Origin of the sequence: Paenibacillus sp. 1A_MP2 (assembly GCF_052244825.1) — a bacterium.
Lineage (GTDB): Bacteria > Bacillota > Bacilli > Paenibacillales > Paenibacillaceae > Paenibacillus > Paenibacillus vandeheii.
Genome location: NZ_JBQQCS010000001.1, coordinates 1,648,927 through 1,670,358, shown reverse-complemented (window position 1 = coordinate 1,670,358; position 21,432 = coordinate 1,648,927). Strand labels below are relative to the sequence as shown.

The window sequence follows — 21,432 nt, the reverse complement described above, 5'->3', positions numbered from 1 at the left end:
TCCGGCGTAATGTTAAGCTGATTGATCTTTCAGATGGGTATCGGCAAAGTTAGGAGGATTGAACCAATCGCCACTGATTGCCCACGTGGGGTCAAGCGGAATCCAGCTTTCCGAATCACTCAAATATATTTCATTCCAGGCATGTGGACCATATCCACCCTGCCCGTTATAACCAAGGCCTGTAACCACTTTGACTTCCAGCCCCTGTGAACGAGCCATGACCGCATATAGACGAGCGTAATCAATACATACGCCTTCACGTGTATCAAATGTATTTTGCGGCGTCTGCTCGTGCCATATGCCCTTTTGCTCATAGTCATCCACTTTACCATAGTCATATTGAATGCGAGAACCTACCCAGTCATATAATGCCCTGGCTTTGGCTTCATCTGTCGTTTGGCCTTTCACAATTTCTTTTGCCGCAGATTCAATATCCGCAGGAATGTTATGGTCAACGACTTCATACTTGCGTTGCAGGATGGCGCCCAGTTCCTTTTGGACGGCTTGGGTAAACACGGGCAGCTTGTCCTTGATAAATGTACCGGATAATGGCTCTATGACCGATTTGGCTCCTTGCATATAAATGGGCGAAGCCTCCACGTATCGACTAAACATGCTGCCCGGATAGAGACTGACTATCATGAACAGTACGGCAATCACAATCATCCCGCGCACGGAGCCAATGACTGTACCAATCACAGCACCCGTAAAGCGGCTGAAAAATCCTTTTGGTCTGCTCTCTTGCTCTGCTGAACTGTATCTTCTTCGGAAAATAAGGGAAGAGAGCAAGCCGAGAAGCAAGCGGATGAAGCCATAACTAAGCACAAACAACACGGCAAACCGCATGAGCGGAAAATCAGCGATGGCCGTAATCAATGTATAATACATCTGTTCCCACCGGTTCAGCTCACGGTTTGGCATGTCTGCGACATGCACAGACAACCATTGCTGAACATATGGCGCAAGCCATAATGTTAAACCGATGGATAATAGAATACCGATGACCGCCATAATGCCATCCATGAGGAATCCAAAGAGTCTTCCCGCAGAACGCGAAGCACCTCTGGACCATCCCTGAAGCAATGAAGCGGCCACAATCAGCAACAGCATAATCGTTATGCCATTGAATTCTTTCAGACTGTCCAGCCAATTTTGCAGCACGTATCCATTCCTCCTTTACTACGAAGTCGGTGCTGTTCCGTTCTCCTGTGCCTGTTTGACAAAAGTTCGTATCGTTTCATTGTCGACCTTCCATTCACCCAGTGAGATCCCCCGAAATGTAACATCGACTTTATCCGAATTCGTTCTGCCTTTAATCTCCACATTGGGGCTTGTGATGGTGTATGCACCATCCTGCCCTTTGATGTATGTCGCTTTGGAAGCTTCCTTGAGCATCATGCTGGTCGCTTCCTTCTTCAATGTGTCCATTGTACTCGATTGTACATCAGTAACTGTCTGTTTGATCTGATCGATGGAGATGCCGCTGTATATCAGTAGAGCCGCAATAATGATGATGGCAATCGCCCATTTCAATACGGTTTTGACCACATTCAGAACAAAGAACAAAATGATCAACGCAACCACGATCACCAGCCAGTTCTGCATCACAAACTCTTTGATTACTTCTATGTTCATGACTACACCTTCCGTATTAGAGTTGATTATTAACACTTCCCGAATATTATACATGATTTCCGAAGCTGCTGTCAGCTAAGCCCTCCTATGTAAAAATAAACGGTCTAAGTTCGTCCCGCCGGGCGTACAAGTAGTACCATGAGGTTCTGTCCAAGGAACGGGGAACATGTCATGACCAGTTATTGAATATGCATCGCTTAACAAGGAGGGGCTTATGTGAAAACGGCCATCTGGCTATATCTATTTTTGTTCCTTGCTGTTTTTGATCTGCACGCCCAGTATCCAATTTTGACCCCTTTCGCTATCTCGCTCGGGGCAGCCCCTACCTTCATCGGCTGGATGATGGGCATCTATTCCTTGACTCATCTCCCAGGCAATCTGATCGCCGGAACCCAAATCGACAAACATGGCAGTCGTCGTTACATTGTATTCAGTTTGCTGGGCGCAGGGATCATTTTGCTTATTCAAGCACAAATTCACACGCCTTGGCAGCTGCTCGCCCTGCGGGCCATCAGCGGATTTGTACTTGCTTTTCTGTCTCCAGCCTGTCTCGCACTGCTTGCACAATTATCAAGTGATCCGATTAAGCAAGGCAAGTATATGTCAGGCCATGGCGTTGTACATACACTCGCATCCGTGGTATCCCCCGCCGCAGGCGCACTAATTGTCGGAGCTCTTGGATTTTCCGCCACCTTTGCAAGTCTAGGTTATCTGCTCATTCTGTCTGGCGTTATCGCATGGTTATCCATGCCCAAAGGCGTTCCTGAAGTTCAACATGAAAAAGTGACCGAGCCCGCCAAGCCTAGCAACCCAGTTGAAGAGAAAAGAAAGTTCCTGCCTGTATCCTGGCGATACTTTGCTCTGCCTCTTGTCATTGCTTGTGCCCAAGGAATCCTATTTTTTGAACTGCCTCTGCGCGGAGGCGGACATTCGTCCATGATGTCTACCGGACTTTTGTTTTCTATTATCAGCATTGGAGCATTATTTACCCTAAGCATGCTGTTTCTCAACCGATATTCCCCCAAACTGCGGTTGATTGCGGGTGTGCTGCTGATGTCTTTATGTTTCTTTGCTATGGCGGCGATACCACAGATTCCGTTGTCTTCCGTACTCTTCGTTCTGGGGATGTCTAAAGGAATTATTTTCCCTGCCATGGCAACACTCTTTATCCGCTTAAGCGGGGAAACAAGCTGGGGCGCATCTTCTCATTGCAATCCATTGCTACCTCCATCGGCTCTTTTATTGGTCCGATCACCGCAGGGCAGCTGCGTGTGGGTCTGTCTCCATATTTCATTGCCTTTGTATTATTGATGATTGGTATCATGCTGCTCCCTTACTTCACAGCCAGACGTGAAGCTTCCCTGTCTGATCCCAAAAGCATACTTGGTTAACCGTATCAAGATGATGATCTATATCTGACCCTTTGACAACAGAAAAGCTTGTTTTTTCTTGGCTTTGCATCATTCCCCCATTTACAGCTAAACTATATAAAATGGACTGATGTTTTACACACGAACGAAGTGACTTCTGGAGCATAACCTTCTTCATCTTCAAGATTTCTCTTTCTTAAATTAGGAATGGATGATCAGTGGAAGATAGTAGTGAAGGGGACGGAATCGATTCTGAAGAAGCGGTAGCGTTCGCCTTTGTCTCCGAAATGTTATACCTTTGAAGAGTAAATTCAGAACATTTGGAGACAACAGCGATCGGAAGAACGATCCGTAACCGGAACGGCCACTGTTGGTTAGGCATTCCCTTCAGATGTGAAAAAAAGTTAGAAATCAGAGGTGTTTCTGTCAGGTGTCGCTCGTGTGAAAATTAGAAGGTCCATTTTATATAATCCAGTCGATTTTCGCTGCAACATTTCCCGGGGAATGTCGACATAAGCTCTCGATCAAGAGGTGAATATGATGCCTATTCATGTCATTGTGGAAGGTAAGAATGACCGCAGCAAACTAAAACGTCTTGTAGGACCCGAAATCAACATTTTGTGCACGTTTGGAACACTGAATTCGCTCAAGCTTGAGTCGCTGCGCAAACAGGTTGGTTATGATGAGGTCTACTTATTTATGGATAATGACAGTTCAGGCAAGAAAATCAGAGGTGTTCTCCGAGATGCCTTCCCGGATGCTGTACAGATGTATACGCGCCGCGGTTATGCGGGTGTGGAAGGAACCCCTGACGAATACATTATCGCCCAGCTGGAGAAAGCAGGATTAGAATCGTATATCCAATATCCTGAATTCCCCTCGTTTTAGAAAAACAGAAAGAGGCTGCTCCTGGGTATTCATTCAACCCAAGAAGCAGCCTCTTTATTTGGTTTGTCCATGATGAACACATTTATTCCTTGATCAGATTGCGTATATCCTCCGCAATGACTGCGGGTTCAACATCCTCTGTATTAAACGCGTTGTATACCTTCCGCAGCTGGTTATTCCGATCCACCAGTCCAATCATGTTCATATGGGCAAAATCATCCTTGTTCTCACCCTCAATGAGGATCTGGAATGAGTCCTTGGCGAGCTGCTTCGTTTTATCCATATCCCCCGCAGGAAGTACCAGCCTTCATAATCCGCGTGGAATCGATCTGCAAATTCCTTGATTTTCTCCTTGGTATCCACTTTCGGGTCAAACGAGATGGACACAAACGAAACATCCTTGCCAAAGGTATCGTCCTCTTTCAACAGGTCCTGCACCTGAGATAACGTAAACGTCGTAATTGGGCACACATCTGGACAGCTGGTGAAATAAAAGTAGAACAAACGCACCTTGCCTTTGGTATCATCCAGAGATATTGTGCTTCCATCCACATTTTCCATTGAAAAGGATTGAATCTCCCGAATTTCGGGTAATTTTTCCTTGCTGGCGAATACGGTGCCCCACATTAAATACACTGCCATAATCAGTGCAAGCCCTAGCAGCATCCACGTCCATTTATACTTTTCCAGCATCATTATCGTCCCTTCCGATATCAGATCATATGAATACGCATACATAAAACTTTAACGGTTTTCGATAAAATTCATGGACTCTTGAATCCTGATTTTTATGATAATTCCTCATTCCCACACCACTCTGATGCATATGTATACGAAGAACCCAACCGACAATGGGCTCCCATGTTATTGTAACGGTTCCGCGGACATGTGCCCATGTATTTGTTTTTACAGTATTTCATGCTGCTTATTTGTGCACTGTATCCAGAATCATCAATATAAAACTCAAGGATAGATAGTTAATGGAGTAAAGGAATACCTTTTTGGCCCAAGCATCTGTATTTTTTGCACGAAAGCCTATGAGTGCGTAGTACAGCCACAGCACAGAAAGTATCAGTGAAACGGTAAGATAGAAGATTCCTGCGTACCCGTAGGCATACATGAGAATCGGGACAAAGATCTGCAAAACCAGATATGGAATCATCTGAATCTTGGTCCGTTCAATACCTTTCACAACCGGCAATAGCGGAAATCCGCCAGCCCGATAATCTTCCACCCTGCGGATCGCCAGCGCCCAGAAGTGTGGAGGCTGCCATAGAAACAACATGGCCAGAAGCAGCCAAGCGCCAAGATCCAAACGTCCGGTTACCTCGACATACCCGATGACTGCGGCATAGCACCAGACAGACCACCAATGGAGGTGCTCCATGTCGACGAACGCTTCAACCAGAGGGTGTACATAATCACATAGACAAACATGCCAAACATGCCGCATAATCCGGCAAGTGCCCCGGAAAAGGAAAAGAGTACGAATAATCCAAGCACACCCAATATAATGGCATAGGATAGAACAACTTTGGGTGTTAAACGTCCTGTTGGCAAGGACCTGTTGCGAGTACGTTCCATTTTGAGATCCAGTTCAAGGTCAAAGTAATTATTAAATACACAAGAAGAAGCCATAATCAGTACCGTTCCGAGCAGGGTCAGCATCAATTTGCCATAGTCGATGTCCCACTGGGATGCAAGCCAAAAGCCACCAAAAACCGCAATAAGGTTGGTTCGAAGAATGCCCGGTTTCGTAATATGGATAAAATCTTTCCAAGTCCCCGATTTCGTCGGAGGCGCAGATCGTGATGCCGAATCGGAAGAAGCCTGGTATCTCAATGGATTGTCCACGCTTGCAGATCCCCCTTGCTTTTGATCTCATGGAGGTTTCTCTCTCTGCCTCCGATATAAAGTTTATCACAGGAAAAGGAAAAAGAGTTTGACAATGATCGTACAATTGCTGTCAATTGAGCAGGTTCTTGTCATATCTTTGGAAATTAGGTGTTTTGCTTCCCGGTAGGCGGATAATATACACTATATATGGGTATCACCTAGATAGAGAGGCAATACGCATTAACGATACACCACACAAAGGAGACGTTTATGGATACTTCTACACATTTTGTCATGGGGATTGGTTTGGCCGGTCTGGCTTATGTCGATCCTGTTGTCGCGACGAGTCCCATGCTTGCAGCCGCGGTCATGGTTGGCACCATTGCAGGCTCGCAGGCCCCTGACATCGATACTGCGTTGCGTCTCAAAAGCAACTCGCTCTATATCCGGAATCACCGGGGCATGTCCCATTCACTGCCATTTCTCCTGTTATGGGTTCTACTCATCACCGGCGTCATTGCACTGATCTTTCCCGGTGTCGCTGTTGGACACGTCGCGGCCTGGACTGCTGTCGCCGTATGCGTTCACGTTTTTACGGATTTGTTCAATACCTATGGAACCCAGGCAGCACGACCTTTTACAGAACGCTGGATTGCCTGGAACATCATTCATATTTTTGATCCGTTTCTGTTTACTACACATGTGCTGGCCATTTTGTTATGGGCCTTCGATCTGATCGCCCCTGCTCCACTCTTTGTTTCACTGTATATTTTGATTGGCTTGTATTATGTATGGCGCACGATAGCACGTGCTATGGCTGTTAGACAGGTGAAGCGAATCGACAAATATAATGCTGAGGCTCATTATATGGTGATCCCTACGATATCCTGGAACCGATGGCATGTAGTGAAAAGATATGCAGACGGCAGTTATGAGATTGGCAAGATGGATCATTCCGTCCTAACCTGGAATCTCCATGCTTCATCTTCCACTCATGCCGCTGTTGCCGCCTCACGCAAATCTCCTGAAGTCACTGCATTTCTGTACTTCACGTCCTATGCTGTCGCAGAGGTGGAAGAATTACCAGCAGGATATAAGGTACGCTGGGCAGATGTGCGTTATCGACACCGCAAACAGTACCCCTTTGTCGCTGTGGTCGTTATGGACCGAAATTTCGAGACGATTGATACGTATGTCGGATGGTTAAGTGACGAGAAAATGGATAAAAAACTTTTATCCGCACGCTCTTGACGAAAGGTGCATGGAAGGGCACAATCAGACATAGGAACTGATGCGCGAGAAAGCCCGGAGCGTTTCCGCTCCGGGCTTCTGCTTGTTGCTGTTTGGTTATAATGAATTATTTGCCAGACCCAGCCAAAGACTGCTCAGCGATTTGTACCAGACGTTTGGTGATGTACCCGCCCAGAGATCCTGTTTCACGGGAAGTGTAGTTACCGTAGTAACCGTCTTGTGGAATAGTTACACCCAGTTCTTGTGCAGCTTCCATTTTCAATTGTTGCAGTGCTGAATTTGCTTGAGGTACCACCAAGTTGTTAGAACGAGATCCTTGAGCCATATTTAAAATCTCCCTTCAATCTGTGTCTGTAATGTATTGCAAGCTTGCAAGGTTATTATGGCTCGTACGCTTCAGGTTATACGGAATCTCATTAAATATTTGTATGGAGGTTTTTCCCAATGAGCAAGGGTTTATCATTATGGTTTGCATTCTCTTCGATTATGTTGTTAGCGGTTACGGCGATCATGATCTCGTACTCTGGCTGGTTGGCTTCGCTGCTGTTTGTCGTATCCGTTGCCAACATCGGCTGGGGATTCGTTATTCGCGCAAAGAAAGAGCGTCGGGAAGGTCGGACCACTTCGGAAACCACTTCTTGACCCTGTAAACTTCAAACTTCTAGGTTAGGTAGTACGAAACGATACTAAAGAGGAGCCCTGTCAGGGCTCCTCTTTAGTATGTGAACAATTCATTTACTTTAGGCCACTTGCCTCGTTCTACTACAGCGTACGTCTAGGAACAAACCCCATACGATCTTTAACTGCATGAAGTGTTTGAGAAGCCACCGCTTCTGCACGACGAGCTGAGGTTTCTAGAATATCGGCCAATTCGCCAGACTCGCGAATCTCACGATACCGTTCCTGTAGAGGTTCGATAACGGATACTACCACTTCAGCCAGTTCTTTTTTGAACGGACCATACATTTTGCCTTCATAGCGTTCCGCTACTTCCTTCAAGGTCAGGCCTGCGCATTCAGCGTAGATACTCATCAGATTGCTGACTTCAGGTTTGTTTGCCGGATCATATACAACTTCAGTACCGGAATCCGTTGTGGCACGGCTAATTTTTTTGCGGATCACATCCGGCGGATCAAGCAAGGCAATGTAGCTGCCTGCATTGGGATTACTTTTGCTCATTTTGGAAGAAGCATCGTCCAGAGACATTACACGAGCACCCACCTGTGGAATATAAGGGTCTGGAATCGTGAAATACTCCCCATAACGGTGGTTAAAGCGTCCTGCCAGATCGCGTGTCAGTTCCAAATGCTGCTTCTGGTCCTCGCCTACTGGAACAAGGTCAGCATTATACAGCAAAATATCAGCAGCCATTAATGAAGGATATACGAATAGTCCGGCGCCAACGGAATCTTTACCGGAGGATTTGTCCTTGAATTGAGTCATGCGTTCGAGTTCACCCATCGAAGTCAGAGTGGTCATCAACCAGCCCAATTCCGCGTGCTGGGGTACATGGGATTGCAGAAACACATTAGATTTCGCAGGATCGATTCCAGCTGCAATAAACAATGCAGCTACCGCCTCGGACTGCTCACGCAGCGCTGCCGGCTCTTGAGCTACTGTTACAGCGTGAAGATCAACTACCATAAAGTGACATTGGTAGTCATGCTGCAATTTCACAAAGTTTTTAATTGCCCCGATGTAGTTGCCCAATGTGAGCTTGCCACTTGGCTGAATTCCGGAAAGTACTGTTTTCATTTCACATAACGCCTCCCTGTGTCTAGTTATGGATGACCAAATGGGTATATTTCTAAACCTTTGGCGGCATCCAGCTATTCTTCTATTCTCAGCGGACGCAAAAAGGCCTCACATCCGCAAGGGACGTGAGACCGTGGTGCCACCCTTATTCGCATTTCTCCATTCCTCTAGACCTGATTAGATCATGTGGAAGAAATGCCTTCATTTCTCCGTAACGTGGAGGATACGTCCGATTCTACTATGGATAGTCTAAGATCAGACTGCGCCTGTTCAAATCAGCACTCAAGGGTCCATTCGGTAAAGAGTTCCCACCGGTTCACATCACCCACCGGCTTTCTGAAGAGAGTTCTCATGACTTACTTATCCCTGTCATCGTTTTAATTATTATTCGTTGGATAAAACACAGCTTTCAGAATTCCATCTTAATGCGCCGAGACCAGAATGTCAAAATGGAAAGAGCTTTTTTTACCCACTCCGCCGAAATCTGTTATGATGGAATTGCTTATCCTGATCACCAGCATTCATTCGGAATGCTAATCGGATAAGTGGCATGTACACAATGACACGCCTGCAACGGCAGATAGGCATAGCCGTTTGCAGACAGATTTCAAGTGGGAAAAGGAGCATCGATATGAAACAAGTGACCAAAGGCCAATGGAATGGTTACGACACGTATATCCTACATAGCCGTGAATTGGAGATTACCCTGCTGCCGCGTCTTGGAAACAATATTATTTCGATTCGCGATCTCGTGCAGGGCCGCGAAGTCGTTCGCAGTCCGAAAGAAGATGAACTTGCTTTTTACTTGCAGAAGCCGTATCACTTCGGCGTTCCGCTGCTGGTTCCGCCAGGCCGCATTCATCGAGGACAATTCGATTATGAGGGAGTCCATTACCAATTCGATCAGAATACGGCCAATGACAACCATATTCACGGCCTCCACCGCAGCCAGTCCTGGTGTGTCAGCGACATCGAAGAAGATGAAGACGGTTGTGCAATTACAACGGAATTATTAACTGAAAATGAAGAGCATTGGATGGCTCAATTTCCAATTCCTCTGAAGCTTGAGATGACGTTCAGACTGCAAAACGCTGTGTTAAGCCAGCGTCTGCGAGTAACCAATCTGAGCTCCACTCCTGCTCCTTTTGGAATGGGATATCATACATGGTTTCTGCTTGACGGCAAACCTGCCGAATGGACACTTCAACTTCCTGTTTCCGGAATCTACGGCCTGAATGAAGAGCAACTTCCCACAGGAGAGATTGAACCTCTCGGTGAATGGTCAGCTTTGAACGAAGCCATGAACATGCAAGGACGAAACTGGGATACTATTTTGAAAGCTGCAGAAGGACAATCCGCGGTAGCTCACTTGCGCAGGCAGGACGGATATATGTTGAAATATTCAGCAGATGAAGCATTTTTCAAACATTGGGTCCTCTTCACAAAGGGCGAATCCGATCAATTTCTGTGCATTGAACCCTACACCTGGCTCCCTGATGCACCCAATTTGCATTTAACAGATGAGCAAACGGGACTGATTCGTTTGGAACCTCAACAGCCCGTTGAGCTTTTTACACGTATTGAGATTGTTCCGCCAACCGAGAAATAATCTTGTACTCTCAAGATTTTTCTATGGGATATTGCCCCTTTATTTACCATTTATTTGCGTAGCCGATCCATACTGGGTCGGCTTTTTTCATGTTATCTCTCATCTTGTTTATCCAAATTTTACCTTACTCCATATCATGCATATTTCCTTATTCTCTAACCATACTAACATCACCAAGCCATAAGGAGGTGACACACATGTACGGAGGTCAAAACCAAGGAAATAGAAATTCTTCAAACAATTTGGTTGTTCCTCAAGCTACTGCAGCTTTGCAACAATTGAAAATGGAAGCTGCACAAGAGCTGGGTGTAACAATTCCCCAAGACGGTTACTACGGTAACTACACTTCCCGTGAGACAGGTTCTCTGGGTGGTTACATCACTAAACGTCTGGTCCAAATCGCTGAGCAGCAATTATCGGGTCGTTCGTAAGCTCGTAATTCGCGCTCGTATATGCAACAACAAAAAGCGGCCTTCCTCGGAAGTGCCGCTTTCCTGTGTGCTCATCACAATTAAGAAGTCGACTCCATGCCTGAATCCATGTATGTATTGGTTCTAGGATAACGAATCATCAGGTTCGCCATATTATAGTTGGACTCCATCGTGGCATCAACCAAAATCATCCCTTGTCTTACTGTAAAGTCATATGCAATTTCTCCATGAGTCCAATTACGCTTGAATTTTAAAGTCTCCAGTGCCATTGCACGGAAAGAAGAGCGCTGGTTTTCGTTTAATCCACCGTCCTCCACTTCCATTTGACCATCACGTCCGGTTATCGGATTATGTCGAATTCCAAACTTCCCAATAACATTATTTCGTATTTGCACAAAAACTACACCTGAATCTAAACCTGATAATTCATGATCAAGCTCTTTGAACACCAAATCCAATTGTCGTGCTAATGAAAGCTGGTCAATTTTTACCATAACGCTCCTCCTTTGTGCACTTCATCCTACAAAACAAGGACTTACGACTCATTATATGACAACATATGTGGTCATTCAACAAAGACAAACAAACTTGGGTAAATATAACTATAATTTGCACAATTAATTGCCATTTTGCGTCCTTCAAGCGAGTTATTTCTCTTAATTGCGACAAATTATTTAGCAGAAGACAAATATAAAAAAAGGACAAAAAAGACTGCAAACCTGTGTGCGTTTACACAGTTTTGCAGCCCCGTTACATATATAGGCATCCTATTTAGCGGATTCTGTCATCTTAAGAAATTGATCAATATCGGCAATGACCAGGTTCGCAGCATTTTGCCAGAAATCAGGTTGCGTGAGATCCGTACCCAGATGTTTCTGAGCCAGTTCTTCTACCGTCATTCGGCCCGTATCCCGCAGCAAATCATCGTATTTATCGGCAAATGCCGTGCCTTCTTCCTGCGCTCTGGCATAGATGCCTGCACTGAACATATATCCGAACGTATACGGGAAGTTGTAGAATGGTACACCTGTCAGATAGAAATGAAGCTTGGATGCCCAGAAATGCGGATGATCGGATGCAAGTGCACCACAGAACGCTTCCTGCTGTGCCTCCACCATGAGCTTGGACAGCTCATCTGCATTCACCAAACCTTTTTTGCGTTGCTCATAGAACCGATTCTCGAACAGGAAACGAGCGTGAATATTCATGAAGAACGCAACACTTCGTTGAATCTTGTCTTCAAGCAGAGCGAGCTTCTCTTGCTCATCCGTTGCGGACTGAACCAGGGCATCCGCTACAATCAGTTCAGCAAAGGTAGATGCCGTCTCCGCCACATTCATGGCGTATCGTTGATTCAAGGCCGGCAGCTCTTCCATAATATGCTGATGATAGCCATGACCGAGTTCATGGGCAAGTGTCGACACATTCGACGGCGTCCCAGAGAAGGTCATGAAAATACGTGTTGCTTTGCTGAGTGGCAATGAAGTACAGAATCCTCCTGGACGCTTGCCAGGACGGTCCTCTGCTTCAATCCAGCGTTTCTCAAACGCCATCTCTGCAAATTTGGAAAGTTTGGGACTAAACTTGGCGAATTGATCAACAATATTGATGGCCGCCTCATCATAGGTGACTTTTCCACCCGACTTGCCTACTGGTGCATCAACGTCACTCCAGCTGAGTTTCTCTACACCGAGCAGTTTCGCCTTGCGTTCCAAATATTGAACCAATGCAGGTTTAGCACCATTAATTACGTTCCACATCGTATCGAGCGTCTGACGCGACATCCGGTTAATCGCCAATGGTTCTTTGAGAATGTCATCCCAACCACGCTTCTCATACAATTTGAGACGGAAGCCAGCGAGATGATTCAATGTATCTGCGCAGAAGTCTTCGACATCAGTCCAAGCCTGTTCCCAGTTAGCGAATACAGTTTCGCGTACATTACGGTCACTGTCGCTCAGCTTGTTGGCAGCCTGACCTGCAGACAGCATTACCGTTTCACCATTTTGTTCAAATGGAATGTTAACCTTGCTTACAATGGTGTTATAGAATTTGCCCAGCCATGGTAACCATCTACGCCGAGATCAAGTGCAAGTCCTTCAAGCTCCGGAGACAGCTTCTCACGAGCTTGCGTACGGCTCTCGTTCAGTGCAAAGGCAAGCGGCTGAATATTCTCCCGGGCAATCCATGCTTCCCACACCGAGTCTGTCGTCTGGCTAAGTACATTATCGAATTGGGACTTGGTACTGTTCAACATCGCGCCAAGAGAACTCATGGTTCCCTGAAGCTGAATTGCCTTTTTATCATTTTGGTTTTGTGAAGAAAGACAGGAGACAAATGCAGACCCTTCCGAAATTCGCATATAACAGCTCTGCAGCAGTTCCAGGATCGGGTCGAACGCATTTGTTTCTTCCAGCGACTTGGGCGCAGGTGTTTCCTTCAAAAGGACTTGCAGCTTGCGTACATCCTGCTCCAGCTCAATTAAATAAGCAGCGAAAGATTTGGAGGCAGATCCTCCACTAAAAATGGACTCCAGATCCCAGACGGGTTGTAATGGTGTTTTCATTTAAATAAGGCCCCTCTCTCAGTAGAATGTATAATTAACCTTGAATTAGAACTGGTTTTATAAGCGCTATATCTCTATACTAGAGAAATAGTTTAAGCTATTTCAGGAGGTCATCGTATGAAACCTTTACAAGTCTCGGCTGACACAGCCGTCAAATTAGCAGAATCTCTGGGTGTTCCCCTCGAACATCTGATGCATATGCCGCAGCATATCCTGATGCAGAAAATCGCCGAACTGGCCAAACAAGAAGCGGCTAAACCTGCCTCTACGGAAGGCGAGCAAGAATGATTCCCTTTGAAAACAGCTGGCCTTACGATATTGTAATGGGGGACATTTATGTACAGCAATGTCCGTACTGCCATGCGAACAATGTACTGCTGCCACTCAAACCGAAGGAGCTTGTACGCATTCGTGAAGGCAAAAAGAAATTGCTGGTCTTTCCTTGTTGTAATACCAGTATGACTGTCGTCGACAACGATAGTGATTACTTGCTATCCAGTCGTCCTGTCCGCAATTAGAGAACAACTGTCACTTATCAAATGGGGCTACGTTTCGTAGCCTCTTTGTCTGCTTCAATCATTTCAGCTGGCAGCTCCATTTTGCCCGAAATCATCTGTTCCCGCAGCAATGCCCACTGCTCCCGTGAAGAACGAATCATGGCAGCATCGGTAATGCGCTTGTCATGAATGACTCGGCCGAACCATTTACAGCCTCATGGAAACGACCTACCCTGCGATTCAACTCCCCCAGCAGATACAACAGCTTGGCTTCATTACCGCCAGTGCCTTCCCGTTCAAAAACCTTTACGTAAGCATCCAGGCTAAATTCGAGAAAGCGGTTTTCCTGGGTATGATCCTCCATATACCGATAAAGCCAGGCAATATGATGCAGCAGACCCGCAACGACACGATCTTTCTCCTGAATAACCTGAGCACACAACAATCCAAGCTTGTATGAATCCATCGCCTGTTCAAGTGTCCGCGCACCGCTATAGTCTCGTTTCACCCAGCGATTGCCGATTTGCTCCTTAAAATCCTTGCGCTGTTTATCGTTTAATTGTTCTGTCGAATTCTCCGTCGAAGCGAATCCACAAGTCGGACAGATTCGTACAACATAGAAATCCGGATTCTCCCGCTTGTAGTAAGCACAAAAATCGGAATCCGTCCGGTATGGCCGTTTCAAGCTTGGTCTTACGCGTGAGGTGTCATACTCGGTCTCGCAATAATGACATTTCACCTTTACCTTATACAGGGGCTCTAATTCCACTCCGTCCATCCCTCTCCCATATGCGTGTAATCGGAACTAAGGTGTATTCACAAAATGATGTGCTGGCCCCGACAATCGCTGCAGGACGAAAGAATGCAACGGTTCTTCCACACCGACCTGTGTCAACGCTTGATCCATACATGCGAGCCAAGCTTCTGCCCGTTCAACCGTCACTTCAAAATGCATATGGCGGGCACGCATCATTGGATGACCAAAAGCCTCGGAAAATAATGCTGGTCCACCGAAGAACTGAGACAAAAACATGTATTGCTTGTCGATTACCGGCTGAATATTCTCTGGAAAAAGAGGTGCCAGCTTCTCATTCTGCTGAACAATCGGATAAAAAGCTTCAACCAGTGCGCGAACGCCTGCCTCCCCACCGAGATTGTCGTAGATGCTCAAACTAGGATTCATTGTTTCCCCTCCTTTCAGTGTCGAATTTTGACATATATTACACTCCCATGCTTAATTATGAAAGGAGATTCAAGAACAAGGCCAAGAACGCCTTTATCTTCATTCTATCAAAAAAATCCCAAAAGTCCTATATAACATGAAAGGGTTATGGTTCCACATAGCCATGACTCGTACAGGTCTATCTCGTACTGAAGGCACAAAAAAAGCGCCAAACGTGAGGTTTGGCGCACCAGATATTTCATTAATAACTTCGCCAGTCCTCTTCTTCAGAGCGCACAAGCGAGGCACGTATAACATAAACAAAAGCACAAACCAGGATTCCGGTGACAAGACTCATAATCATCACTCCATCCGATTTAATTCCACCTTCTAGAACATATGAGGTGACGTTCAGGCGTTTTTATTATTTTAGCATACATCTCTTAAAAACACAGCCACTTTTGCAAGCGCTTTCTAAACATTAATTTGTACTGTTTGTCCGCTTTGTCTCATATATTGATGGCAAAAGCACGAACGCTCTGCTGCACACTGACCATTCCAAAAATAAAGGAGAAGAATTCATGGCCGCTTCACAACGAATCACCCATGTCCTGATCCCACTAGCTCTCCTGATCCTGTGTGTGCTGATGGTGCTGTTTCCGGCGGAAACCTGGCATGCAGGTGTTCGTGGACTATCCATTTGGTGGGACGTACTTTTCCCCTCCCTTTTTCCCTTTCTGGTGCTATCCGAGCTGCTCCTCGGATTCGGCATTGTTCATTTTTTGGGTACCCTCTTAAATCCACTTATGCGTCCGCTATTTCGTGTTCCCGGGAGCGGCGGCTTTGTGTTTGCCGTCAGCTGTGCTTCCGGTTATCCCACTGGAGCCAAATTGACCGCACAATTGTGGGAGCAAAAATTGGTTACTCGGGAAGAAGGTGAACGCCTCGTTGCCTTCACCACATCATCCGATCCCATTTTCATGATTGGAGCCGTATCGGTCGGTTTTTTCATAATGTTGCTATCGCTCCAATACTGGTCACATCGCATTATGGTGCTGCTTTTCTTGTGGGCCTGCTTATGCGGTTCCATGGCGGCGACTCTGTTAAGGAACAACCGTCAATTATCGATTCTCCCTCCGCCTCCAAAGAGGTTCACAGAAACAGGCTGATCCGAGCCATTTATGCAATGCACGAGGCAAGAAAGGCGGATGGACGGGCATTTGGTGAATTGTTGCGCCAAGCCATCTCCTCATCCCTTCGCCTTATTATTATCGTAGGAGGGTTAGTTGTATTCTTCTCCGTCATGATGGAGTTACTCGTGCAAACCGGATGGCTCGGCGGATTATATGCGATTACGGAACAATTGCTTCTATATACGGGATTTCCCCCAGCCTTATCCCATAGCCTTGTAGGCGGATTATTCGAAGTCACTTTGGGAGCCAAAGAAGCAGGGGGGGCCGGCATATCCATTCCACTCGTGTATAAAGCTGCTGCTGCTGCCTTCGTCCTTTCCTGGGGAGGATTATCCGTTCATGCCCAAATTATGAGTGTCCTGAGCAGCACTCCAATGAGATATGGACCCTTTCTGTTTGCCAGAGCCATCCATGCTCTGATTGCACCCATACTTGTACTTTTGCTATGGATACCGATGATGGGTGATTTGGAATCGCCTGTTTTGTTCCAAACCGGTGTCATGCCGGAATTATCTTTGTATACACCAGACTGGGGACAGATCCTGTTTTCAGGGGCGGCTGTATGGGGAGGCATAATCCTTTTACTGCTGATGCTTTCTCTGATGAGTCCCTTTTTCTTACCCCGACGTATGAAAAAATGAGCCTTCCAGTGCGTTTATATTCAAATGAATATCAATCCGACATTGTGTTCTTCTCTGGAATTGATTATCATCGGTAGTATAATGACCACAAAGGAGCTTTCATCTTGAGATACTATGTTCAAGACCGCGGAGACCAGTTATCGATTGATCTCAGTCAGCAGTTTCATGCGCTGGCCAAAGAGGAAGGGTTTAAGCTGGATGCAGAATCGCCGGAGATTGTCATCTCCATCGGAGGCGATGGTACGATGCTGCAAGCATTTCACAATTTCATCGACCGCATCCCGGACATTGCTTTTGTTGGGGTTCATACAGGCCATCTCGGCTTTTATGCCGATTGGAAGAAGGAAGAATTGCGTGAATTGGTTCGATTGATGAGTGGTAAAGGAGACCCCGAACGACTCAAACCCCGAATTGTGGAGTATCCGCTGCTGGAGCTTGAGATTCGTAAAAAGTCGGGCAACACCTCTTATATCGCACTGAACGAATTTACGTTAAAAGGTGTAGACGGTACAGTCGTCGCGCAGGTCGACATTAACGACGTTACGTTTGAGATGTTCCGGGAGACGGAATTTGTGTATCTACACCTTCGGGCAGTACGGCATACAACAAGGCGCTTGGCGGCGCCATGGTGCATCCCACGATCGAGGCTATTCAAATCGCCGAGATCGCTTCAATCAATAACCGCGTCTATCGGACGCTGGGTTCACCGGTTATTTTGCCCAAGCACCATCACTGTGATATCTTCTCACGCAAGGATCAGCGGTTATTGCTTACCATTGACCACGTAAACGTTATGGTGGAAGATCTCATATCGGTACGCTGTCAGGTGGCCCGCCATAAGGTCAGCTTTGCCCGTTTCCGTCCCTATCCGTTTTGGAACAGGGTTCGTACAGCTTTTTTGGACTAATCATATGCAAAAGAAAAAGCGGTCCTTTTCAGGAACCGCTTTTTGCTTTGGCTTGAGGCTGATCTTTGCTCTTCTGAAGTACAAAGTACGCACAGCCAAAGTTGCAATATTCATTGATATAGTCCACCATGCTGGAGATCGTGGAATCCTTCGTTGCTTTAGGATGGTTGTCCCGGTAAAAACCTTTCAACCGCAGCTGGCTGTAACCCCAGTCCCCAATAATGTAATCGTACCGCTCCAGCACTTCGCTGTAACGGTCACGGAAGACTTCAGGATTCCAGCCGTCTTTGTGGTTCTGCACAATTTCATAATTCTTTCCGCCGATTTGAACAATAACCGGTTCTTGGGGTTTGTCCTGTACAGGCTCCTGAACCGATTCCTGAATCTGTTCTGAACTTTTTTCTTCTTCCAAACCTGTCTCCTCCATCATGCGTGAGATGCTGATTTTTCCGTATTTTTCGCAGCGGATTTCACTTGTTCATGGGCGTGGTAGGAGCTGCGGACCATAGGTCCGGATTCGACGTGGCTGAATCCTCGCTTCAGTCCTTCCTGCTTCAATGCCGCGAACTCTTCTGGCGGATAATACTTCTCCACAAACAGATGCTTCTCTGATGGCTGCAAGTATTGACCAATCGTCATAATATCACAATCCACAGCACGCAGATCATCCATCGTTTGCAAAATTTCATGATATTCCTCACCTACACCAAGCATGATGCTCGATTTCGTTGGGATATTTGGCTGCATTTCCTTGGCACGAGCAAGCAGTTCGAGTGAACGCTTGTATTTCGCCTTGGCACGGACTTTGTCCGATAGCCGCTCTACTGTCTCGATGTTATGGTTCAAGATGTCCGGTTTGGCATCCATCACGATCTGCAAGGAATCCCGATCACCCAAAAAGTCCGGAATCAGCACTTCTACGCTGCATAAAGGCAAACGACGACGAACCGCCTTTACCGTCTCTGCAAAAATCGTTGCTCCTCCATCCTTCAGGTCGTCACGCGCTACACTCGTAATTACGCAGTGCTGAAGATTCATCTGTTCTGCTGCTTCTGCCACGCGTTCTGGTTCCTGCAGATCAAGTTCCGTTGGCAAGCCGGTATTCACCGCGCAAAAACGGCATGCCCGTGTGCAAATGTCGCCCAAAATCATAAATGTAGCCGTCCGATTGGCCCAACATTCGTAAATATTCGGGCACCGTGCTTCCTCACATACTGTATGCAGCGTTTTGGAACGCATCATCGTTTTCATTTCCTGATAGTTATCGCCGGTTGTCAATTTGATCCGAATCCAGTCCGGTTTCGGTTCTTTAACACGTTTAGCCAATGCATAAACCTTCTTTCTACTGAAGTTAGGCTGTTGCTCGGAACATATTATACCATGAAAGCGTTGGAAAAACCCCATTTGTCACATCTTGTGCATTCATGTCTTACATGGATAAAATGAAGACTTTTGAAGAACGCTAGGTTATAGCTTGGTTCATCGGGCACCATGTGCATCATCTCAATGGAAAGGGGGCTGCTTCCCTGTGCAAGATGGCTTTACATCGCGGTTAACTTATTCCTTTTGGATCAAAACATTGCTTGCAGGCACACTGCTTCTCCCATTCTTGCCTGTTGATGTTTACGGTGAACCCACCGCCGCTGATTCCAAACCTCAGGCTGTAGAGCAGAAACCAGAGGACATTTTCGCTGCGCGCCGACATCTGTATGAAAGCATTGGTCAGATGACCCACATTCCCTGGTACAGGCTCGCGGCAATCGATCAATATGAACGAACGATCTCGCGTGCACATCCGAAGGATCGTAAACACCCGGAAAGGCTGACTGGCATATTCATGACCTCCCCAGCCTGGAGAGGCTGGCTAAATCCTGACGAGACGGATCAACATCCGGGTTCAATTGTCTTTTTTAATGGGTATGGTCGTGACGGTTCCGGTGACGGTGTAGCAGATGCCAATAACGATCTGGATGTACTTTACAGCATGGCCTCCATTATTCAGAATTATGGGACCAAGCCGGAGGACTTCAACATCGCTCTGTGGGAATATTATCATAACTCCAGAGCTGTGCAGCGCATTCAGCAATTCGCGAAATTATATGAGCATTTTGACAGCCTCAATCTGTTTGGACACGCCTTTCCCGTCCCGCTCGGAACCAACTATTCGTATCGCAGCACTTGGGGCACCAAACGCAGCTGGGGCGGGTACCGTATTCATGAAGGCACGGATATTTTTGCACCACATGGACTGCCTGTGCGCAGCACCTGTTACGGCGTTGTGGAAATCAAAGGCTGGAATCCGTTTGGCGGCTGGCGTATCGGCATTCGTGATTTGAACAACCATTACCACTATTACGCTCATTTATCGGGTTTTGATAAAAACGCTCATATCGGCGAAGTGGTTACCCCTGGTCAGATTTTGGGCTGGGTAGGCAGCTCAGGGTATGGAAAACCGGGTACCCAGGGCAAGTTCCCTCCTCATTTGCATTATGGCATCTATCGGGACAGTGGGTTACACGAATGGTCATTCGACCCCTATCCGCATCTGAGGCACTGGGAGCAGGAAGAACGTAAACAGAAGAAAGACAAAAACCAATGAGCTAAATCTGGATAAATGATGAAACTGCATATTTCACAATAAATGATGTTTAATGAAAAGCGGGACCTCCATTATAGAGGCCCCGTTTTTTATTCAATATTTGCCTTTGATTCATTAGTGGTTCACATCCACGTCAAGCTGCAATCCCGCATTTGGATCTGACAAATCCGGCTCAACCTCCAGTCCATTTCCGTTCAGACCGTTTGCTGGAGCCTGCTGTTGATTGGGAGAGGTTGAATTAGGCGTCCCTCCATGACCACTGGACACACCCGTCTGACCTGATGGCAGTGCTATAGCGGGTGCATTGCTGCCGTTGCTGCCCACCGGCTTGCCCTGATTATCGTAGTAGTACATTGGCACATCGCCTACTACCAGCAGGTAGGATATCGGAATTTCCGTATCAACGGTCTCAGGTTCCATGTCAAAGGGCACCACCACCGCTACTTCGGCAATGATGTGAATGTACACTTCCACCAGAATCATGTTAATTCCCGCATTCTGCTGACGTGTGTTCAGATCCACCTTAACGGCTCCCTGAGGCTCAATACGAACCGGTATACTTGGACCAAAGGAGGCCAGTACCGGACTACCCAACGCCTGCCCCAGCGGAATTTTTTCTTTTAACATATGCACGTTCTGCAAAGTGGACTGCACAATGTTCATCGTACTAGCGGTGATCCGCATATGCTCATCGTAATTCAGCATAAATCCGGACACTTTCCCAGCCGTATCGGTTTTCCAGTCGATCAGTCCTTCGGTGGATTTGCCTTCGGAAACCTGCGCTGTAATGGCCTTGTTGATCGCTTCCGTTGCAATTTGCTTTACTCTGATCTTGGCCAGATGCATGATGGGCGGTTTCATTTTCTTATCGACATAAGCAAAACCCTGCATCAAACAGAACGCTGTTACCAATACGATAATCAACCACATTTTGCGCCTGCCACTTGGCGGCTTGCGGCGTCTTCGGCTTCGCCATCGTCTTCTCATCATCGGGCGTCCCTCCCCTGCGGGATGAGCTATAGGCTATATACTATCCTTATGCACTGTTGTTCCGAAAAGAAGGACAGCACCTGCTCGTACGCGGATATCATC

General features: G+C 46.6%; 19 protein-coding genes, 6 pseudogenes and 1 other annotated feature. Of the genes and pseudogenes, 11 read left to right on the top strand and 14 right to left on the bottom strand.

The window, feature by feature from the left end; translation table 11 throughout:
- Positions 1–12 precede the first annotated feature (12 nt).
- Positions 13–1,110: a transglutaminase domain-containing protein gene (locus ACTWJ7_RS08380; RefSeq protein WP_443146353.1), complete on the bottom strand. Its 1,098-nt coding sequence runs from the start codon at positions 1,108–1,110 to the stop codon at positions 13–15.
- A 69-nt stretch (positions 1,111–1,179) separates the two neighbouring features.
- On the bottom strand, positions 1,180–1,635 hold the full coding sequence (locus ACTWJ7_RS08375) for an ATPase (RefSeq protein ID WP_301881251.1): 456 nt from the start codon (positions 1,633–1,635) through the stop codon (positions 1,180–1,182).
- Between the two features lie 216 nt (positions 1,636–1,851).
- On the opposite strand from ACTWJ7_RS08375, the pseudogene ACTWJ7_RS08370 reads away from it, so the two are divergent.
- Together ACTWJ7_RS08370 and ACTWJ7_RS08365 are read left to right on the top strand one after the other, a co-directional pair.
- Positions 1,852–3,026, top strand: a pseudogene (locus ACTWJ7_RS08370) (MFS transporter).
- A 519-nt stretch (positions 3,027–3,545) separates the two neighbouring features.
- Positions 3,546–3,893 (top strand): toprim domain-containing protein, encoded by a 348-nt coding sequence (locus ACTWJ7_RS08365; protein ID WP_024631255.1) that lies wholly within the window; start codon positions 3,546–3,548, stop codon positions 3,891–3,893.
- Between the two features lie 82 nt (positions 3,894–3,975).
- Here the strand turns inward: ACTWJ7_RS08365 and ACTWJ7_RS08360 are convergent, their stop codons facing one another.
- The 3 genes and pseudogenes from ACTWJ7_RS08360 to cyoE all read right to left on the bottom strand — a co-directional run bounded on the left by ACTWJ7_RS08360 (position 3,976) and on the right by cyoE (position 5,747).
- Positions 3,976–4,098, bottom strand: coding sequence for a hypothetical protein (locus ACTWJ7_RS08360; protein WP_443145330.1), 123 nt, complete (start codon positions 4,096–4,098; stop codon positions 3,976–3,978).
- Complete coding sequence (locus ACTWJ7_RS08355; RefSeq protein ID WP_443145329.1) at positions 4,095–4,589, bottom strand: SCO family protein; 495 nt, start codon at positions 4,587–4,589, stop codon at positions 4,095–4,097. The genes ACTWJ7_RS08360 and ACTWJ7_RS08355 overlap by 4 nt, the downstream gene beginning before the upstream one ends.
- Before the next feature lie 229 nt (positions 4,590–4,818).
- Positions 4,819–5,747: pseudogene (gene cyoE / locus ACTWJ7_RS08350) on the bottom strand (heme o synthase).
- Between the two features lie 252 nt (positions 5,748–5,999).
- On the opposite strand from cyoE, the gene ACTWJ7_RS08345 reads away from it, so the two are divergent.
- Positions 6,000–6,980 carry a metal-dependent hydrolase gene (locus ACTWJ7_RS08345; RefSeq protein WP_301881248.1) on the top strand — a complete coding sequence of 327 codons (981 nt, stop codon included), beginning with the start codon at positions 6,000–6,002 and terminating at the stop codon, positions 6,978–6,980.
- Positions 6,981–7,086: 106 nt separating this feature from the next.
- Here the strand turns inward: ACTWJ7_RS08345 and ACTWJ7_RS08340 are convergent, their stop codons facing one another.
- On the bottom strand, positions 7,087–7,305 hold the full coding sequence (locus tag ACTWJ7_RS08340; protein WP_024634589.1) for an alpha/beta-type small acid-soluble spore protein: 219 nt from the start codon (positions 7,303–7,305) through the stop codon (positions 7,087–7,089).
- A 119-nt stretch (positions 7,306–7,424) separates the two neighbouring features.
- On the opposite strand from ACTWJ7_RS08340, the gene ACTWJ7_RS08335 reads away from it, so the two are divergent.
- Positions 7,425–7,622, top strand: a complete 198-nt coding sequence (locus ACTWJ7_RS08335; protein ID WP_079348948.1) for a hypothetical protein — start codon at positions 7,425–7,427, stop codon at positions 7,620–7,622.
- A gap of 120 nt (positions 7,623–7,742) precedes the next feature.
- On the opposite strand, the gene trpS is transcribed toward ACTWJ7_RS08335, so the two are convergent.
- Entirely contained in the window at positions 7,743–8,735 is a 993-nt protein-coding gene (trpS, locus tag ACTWJ7_RS08330; protein WP_024634308.1) for a tryptophan--tRNA ligase, read from the bottom strand.
- A gap of 116 nt (positions 8,736–8,851) precedes the next feature.
- Positions 8,852–9,117, bottom strand: a binding site (T-box leader).
- A gap of 249 nt (positions 9,118–9,366) precedes the next feature.
- Here trpS and ACTWJ7_RS08325 point away from each other — a divergent pair.
- Entirely contained in the window at positions 9,367–10,344 is a 978-nt protein-coding gene (locus ACTWJ7_RS08325) for an aldose 1-epimerase (protein WP_301881245.1), read from the top strand.
- A 197-nt stretch (positions 10,345–10,541) separates the two neighbouring features.
- On the top strand, positions 10,542–10,775 hold the full coding sequence (locus ACTWJ7_RS08320; protein WP_079348951.1) for an alpha/beta-type small acid-soluble spore protein: 234 nt from the start codon (positions 10,542–10,544) through the stop codon (positions 10,773–10,775).
- A gap of 80 nt (positions 10,776–10,855) precedes the next feature.
- Here the strand turns inward: ACTWJ7_RS08320 and ACTWJ7_RS08315 are convergent, their stop codons facing one another.
- Positions 10,856–11,269 carry an O-methyltransferase gene (locus ACTWJ7_RS08315; RefSeq protein WP_079348952.1) on the bottom strand — a complete coding sequence of 138 codons (414 nt, stop codon included), beginning with the start codon at positions 11,267–11,269 and terminating at the stop codon, positions 10,856–10,858.
- Positions 11,270–11,542: 273 nt separating this feature from the next.
- A pseudogene (locus ACTWJ7_RS08310) lies at positions 11,543–13,341 on the bottom strand (M3 family oligoendopeptidase).
- Positions 13,342–13,458: 117 nt separating this feature from the next.
- Here ACTWJ7_RS08310 and ACTWJ7_RS08305 point away from each other — a divergent pair.
- Positions 13,459–13,629 carry a YycC family protein gene (locus tag ACTWJ7_RS08305; RefSeq protein ID WP_079348954.1) on the top strand — a complete coding sequence of 57 codons (171 nt, stop codon included), beginning with the start codon at positions 13,459–13,461 and terminating at the stop codon, positions 13,627–13,629.
- Complete coding sequence (locus ACTWJ7_RS08300) at positions 13,626–13,859, top strand: hypothetical protein (protein ID WP_024634407.1); 234 nt, start codon at positions 13,626–13,628, stop codon at positions 13,857–13,859. The genes ACTWJ7_RS08305 and ACTWJ7_RS08300 overlap by 4 nt, the downstream gene beginning before the upstream one ends.
- Before the next feature lie 17 nt (positions 13,860–13,876).
- Here ACTWJ7_RS08300 and ACTWJ7_RS08295 read toward each other — a convergent pair.
- Both ACTWJ7_RS08295 and ACTWJ7_RS08290 read right to left on the bottom strand, forming a co-directional pair.
- Positions 13,877–14,607, bottom strand: a pseudogene (locus tag ACTWJ7_RS08295) (DUF2225 domain-containing protein).
- A gap of 36 nt (positions 14,608–14,643) precedes the next feature.
- Positions 14,644–15,021, bottom strand: a complete 378-nt coding sequence (locus ACTWJ7_RS08290) for a globin domain-containing protein (RefSeq protein ID WP_024634405.1) — start codon at positions 15,019–15,021, stop codon at positions 14,644–14,646.
- A gap of 560 nt (positions 15,022–15,581) precedes the next feature.
- On the opposite strand from ACTWJ7_RS08290, the pseudogene ylbJ reads away from it, so the two are divergent.
- Positions 15,582–16,834: pseudogene (gene ylbJ / locus ACTWJ7_RS08285) on the top strand (sporulation integral membrane protein YlbJ).
- 104 nt (positions 16,835–16,938) lie between these two features.
- Positions 16,939–17,741 (top strand): annotated as a pseudogene (locus ACTWJ7_RS08280) (NAD kinase).
- Between the two features lie 28 nt (positions 17,742–17,769).
- Here ACTWJ7_RS08280 and ACTWJ7_RS08275 read toward each other — a convergent pair.
- On the bottom strand, positions 17,770–18,153 hold the full coding sequence (locus ACTWJ7_RS08275; RefSeq protein ID WP_236642253.1) for a YutD family protein: 384 nt from the start codon (positions 18,151–18,153) through the stop codon (positions 17,770–17,772).
- A gap of 14 nt (positions 18,154–18,167) precedes the next feature.
- Entirely contained in the window at positions 18,168–19,067 is a 900-nt protein-coding gene (lipA, locus tag ACTWJ7_RS08270) for a lipoyl synthase (RefSeq protein WP_024634402.1), read from the bottom strand.
- Positions 19,068–19,320: 253 nt separating this feature from the next.
- On the opposite strand from lipA, the gene ACTWJ7_RS08265 reads away from it, so the two are divergent.
- Positions 19,321–20,340 (top strand): M23 family metallopeptidase, encoded by a 1,020-nt coding sequence (locus ACTWJ7_RS08265; RefSeq protein ID WP_443146352.1) that lies wholly within the window; start codon positions 19,321–19,323, stop codon positions 20,338–20,340.
- 114 nt (positions 20,341–20,454) lie between these two features.
- Here the strand turns inward: ACTWJ7_RS08265 and yunB are convergent, their stop codons facing one another.
- Positions 20,455–21,330 (bottom strand): sporulation protein YunB, encoded by an 876-nt coding sequence (gene yunB, locus ACTWJ7_RS08260; protein WP_301881234.1) that lies wholly within the window; start codon positions 21,328–21,330, stop codon positions 20,455–20,457.
- Positions 21,331–21,432: the final 102 nt, after the last annotated feature.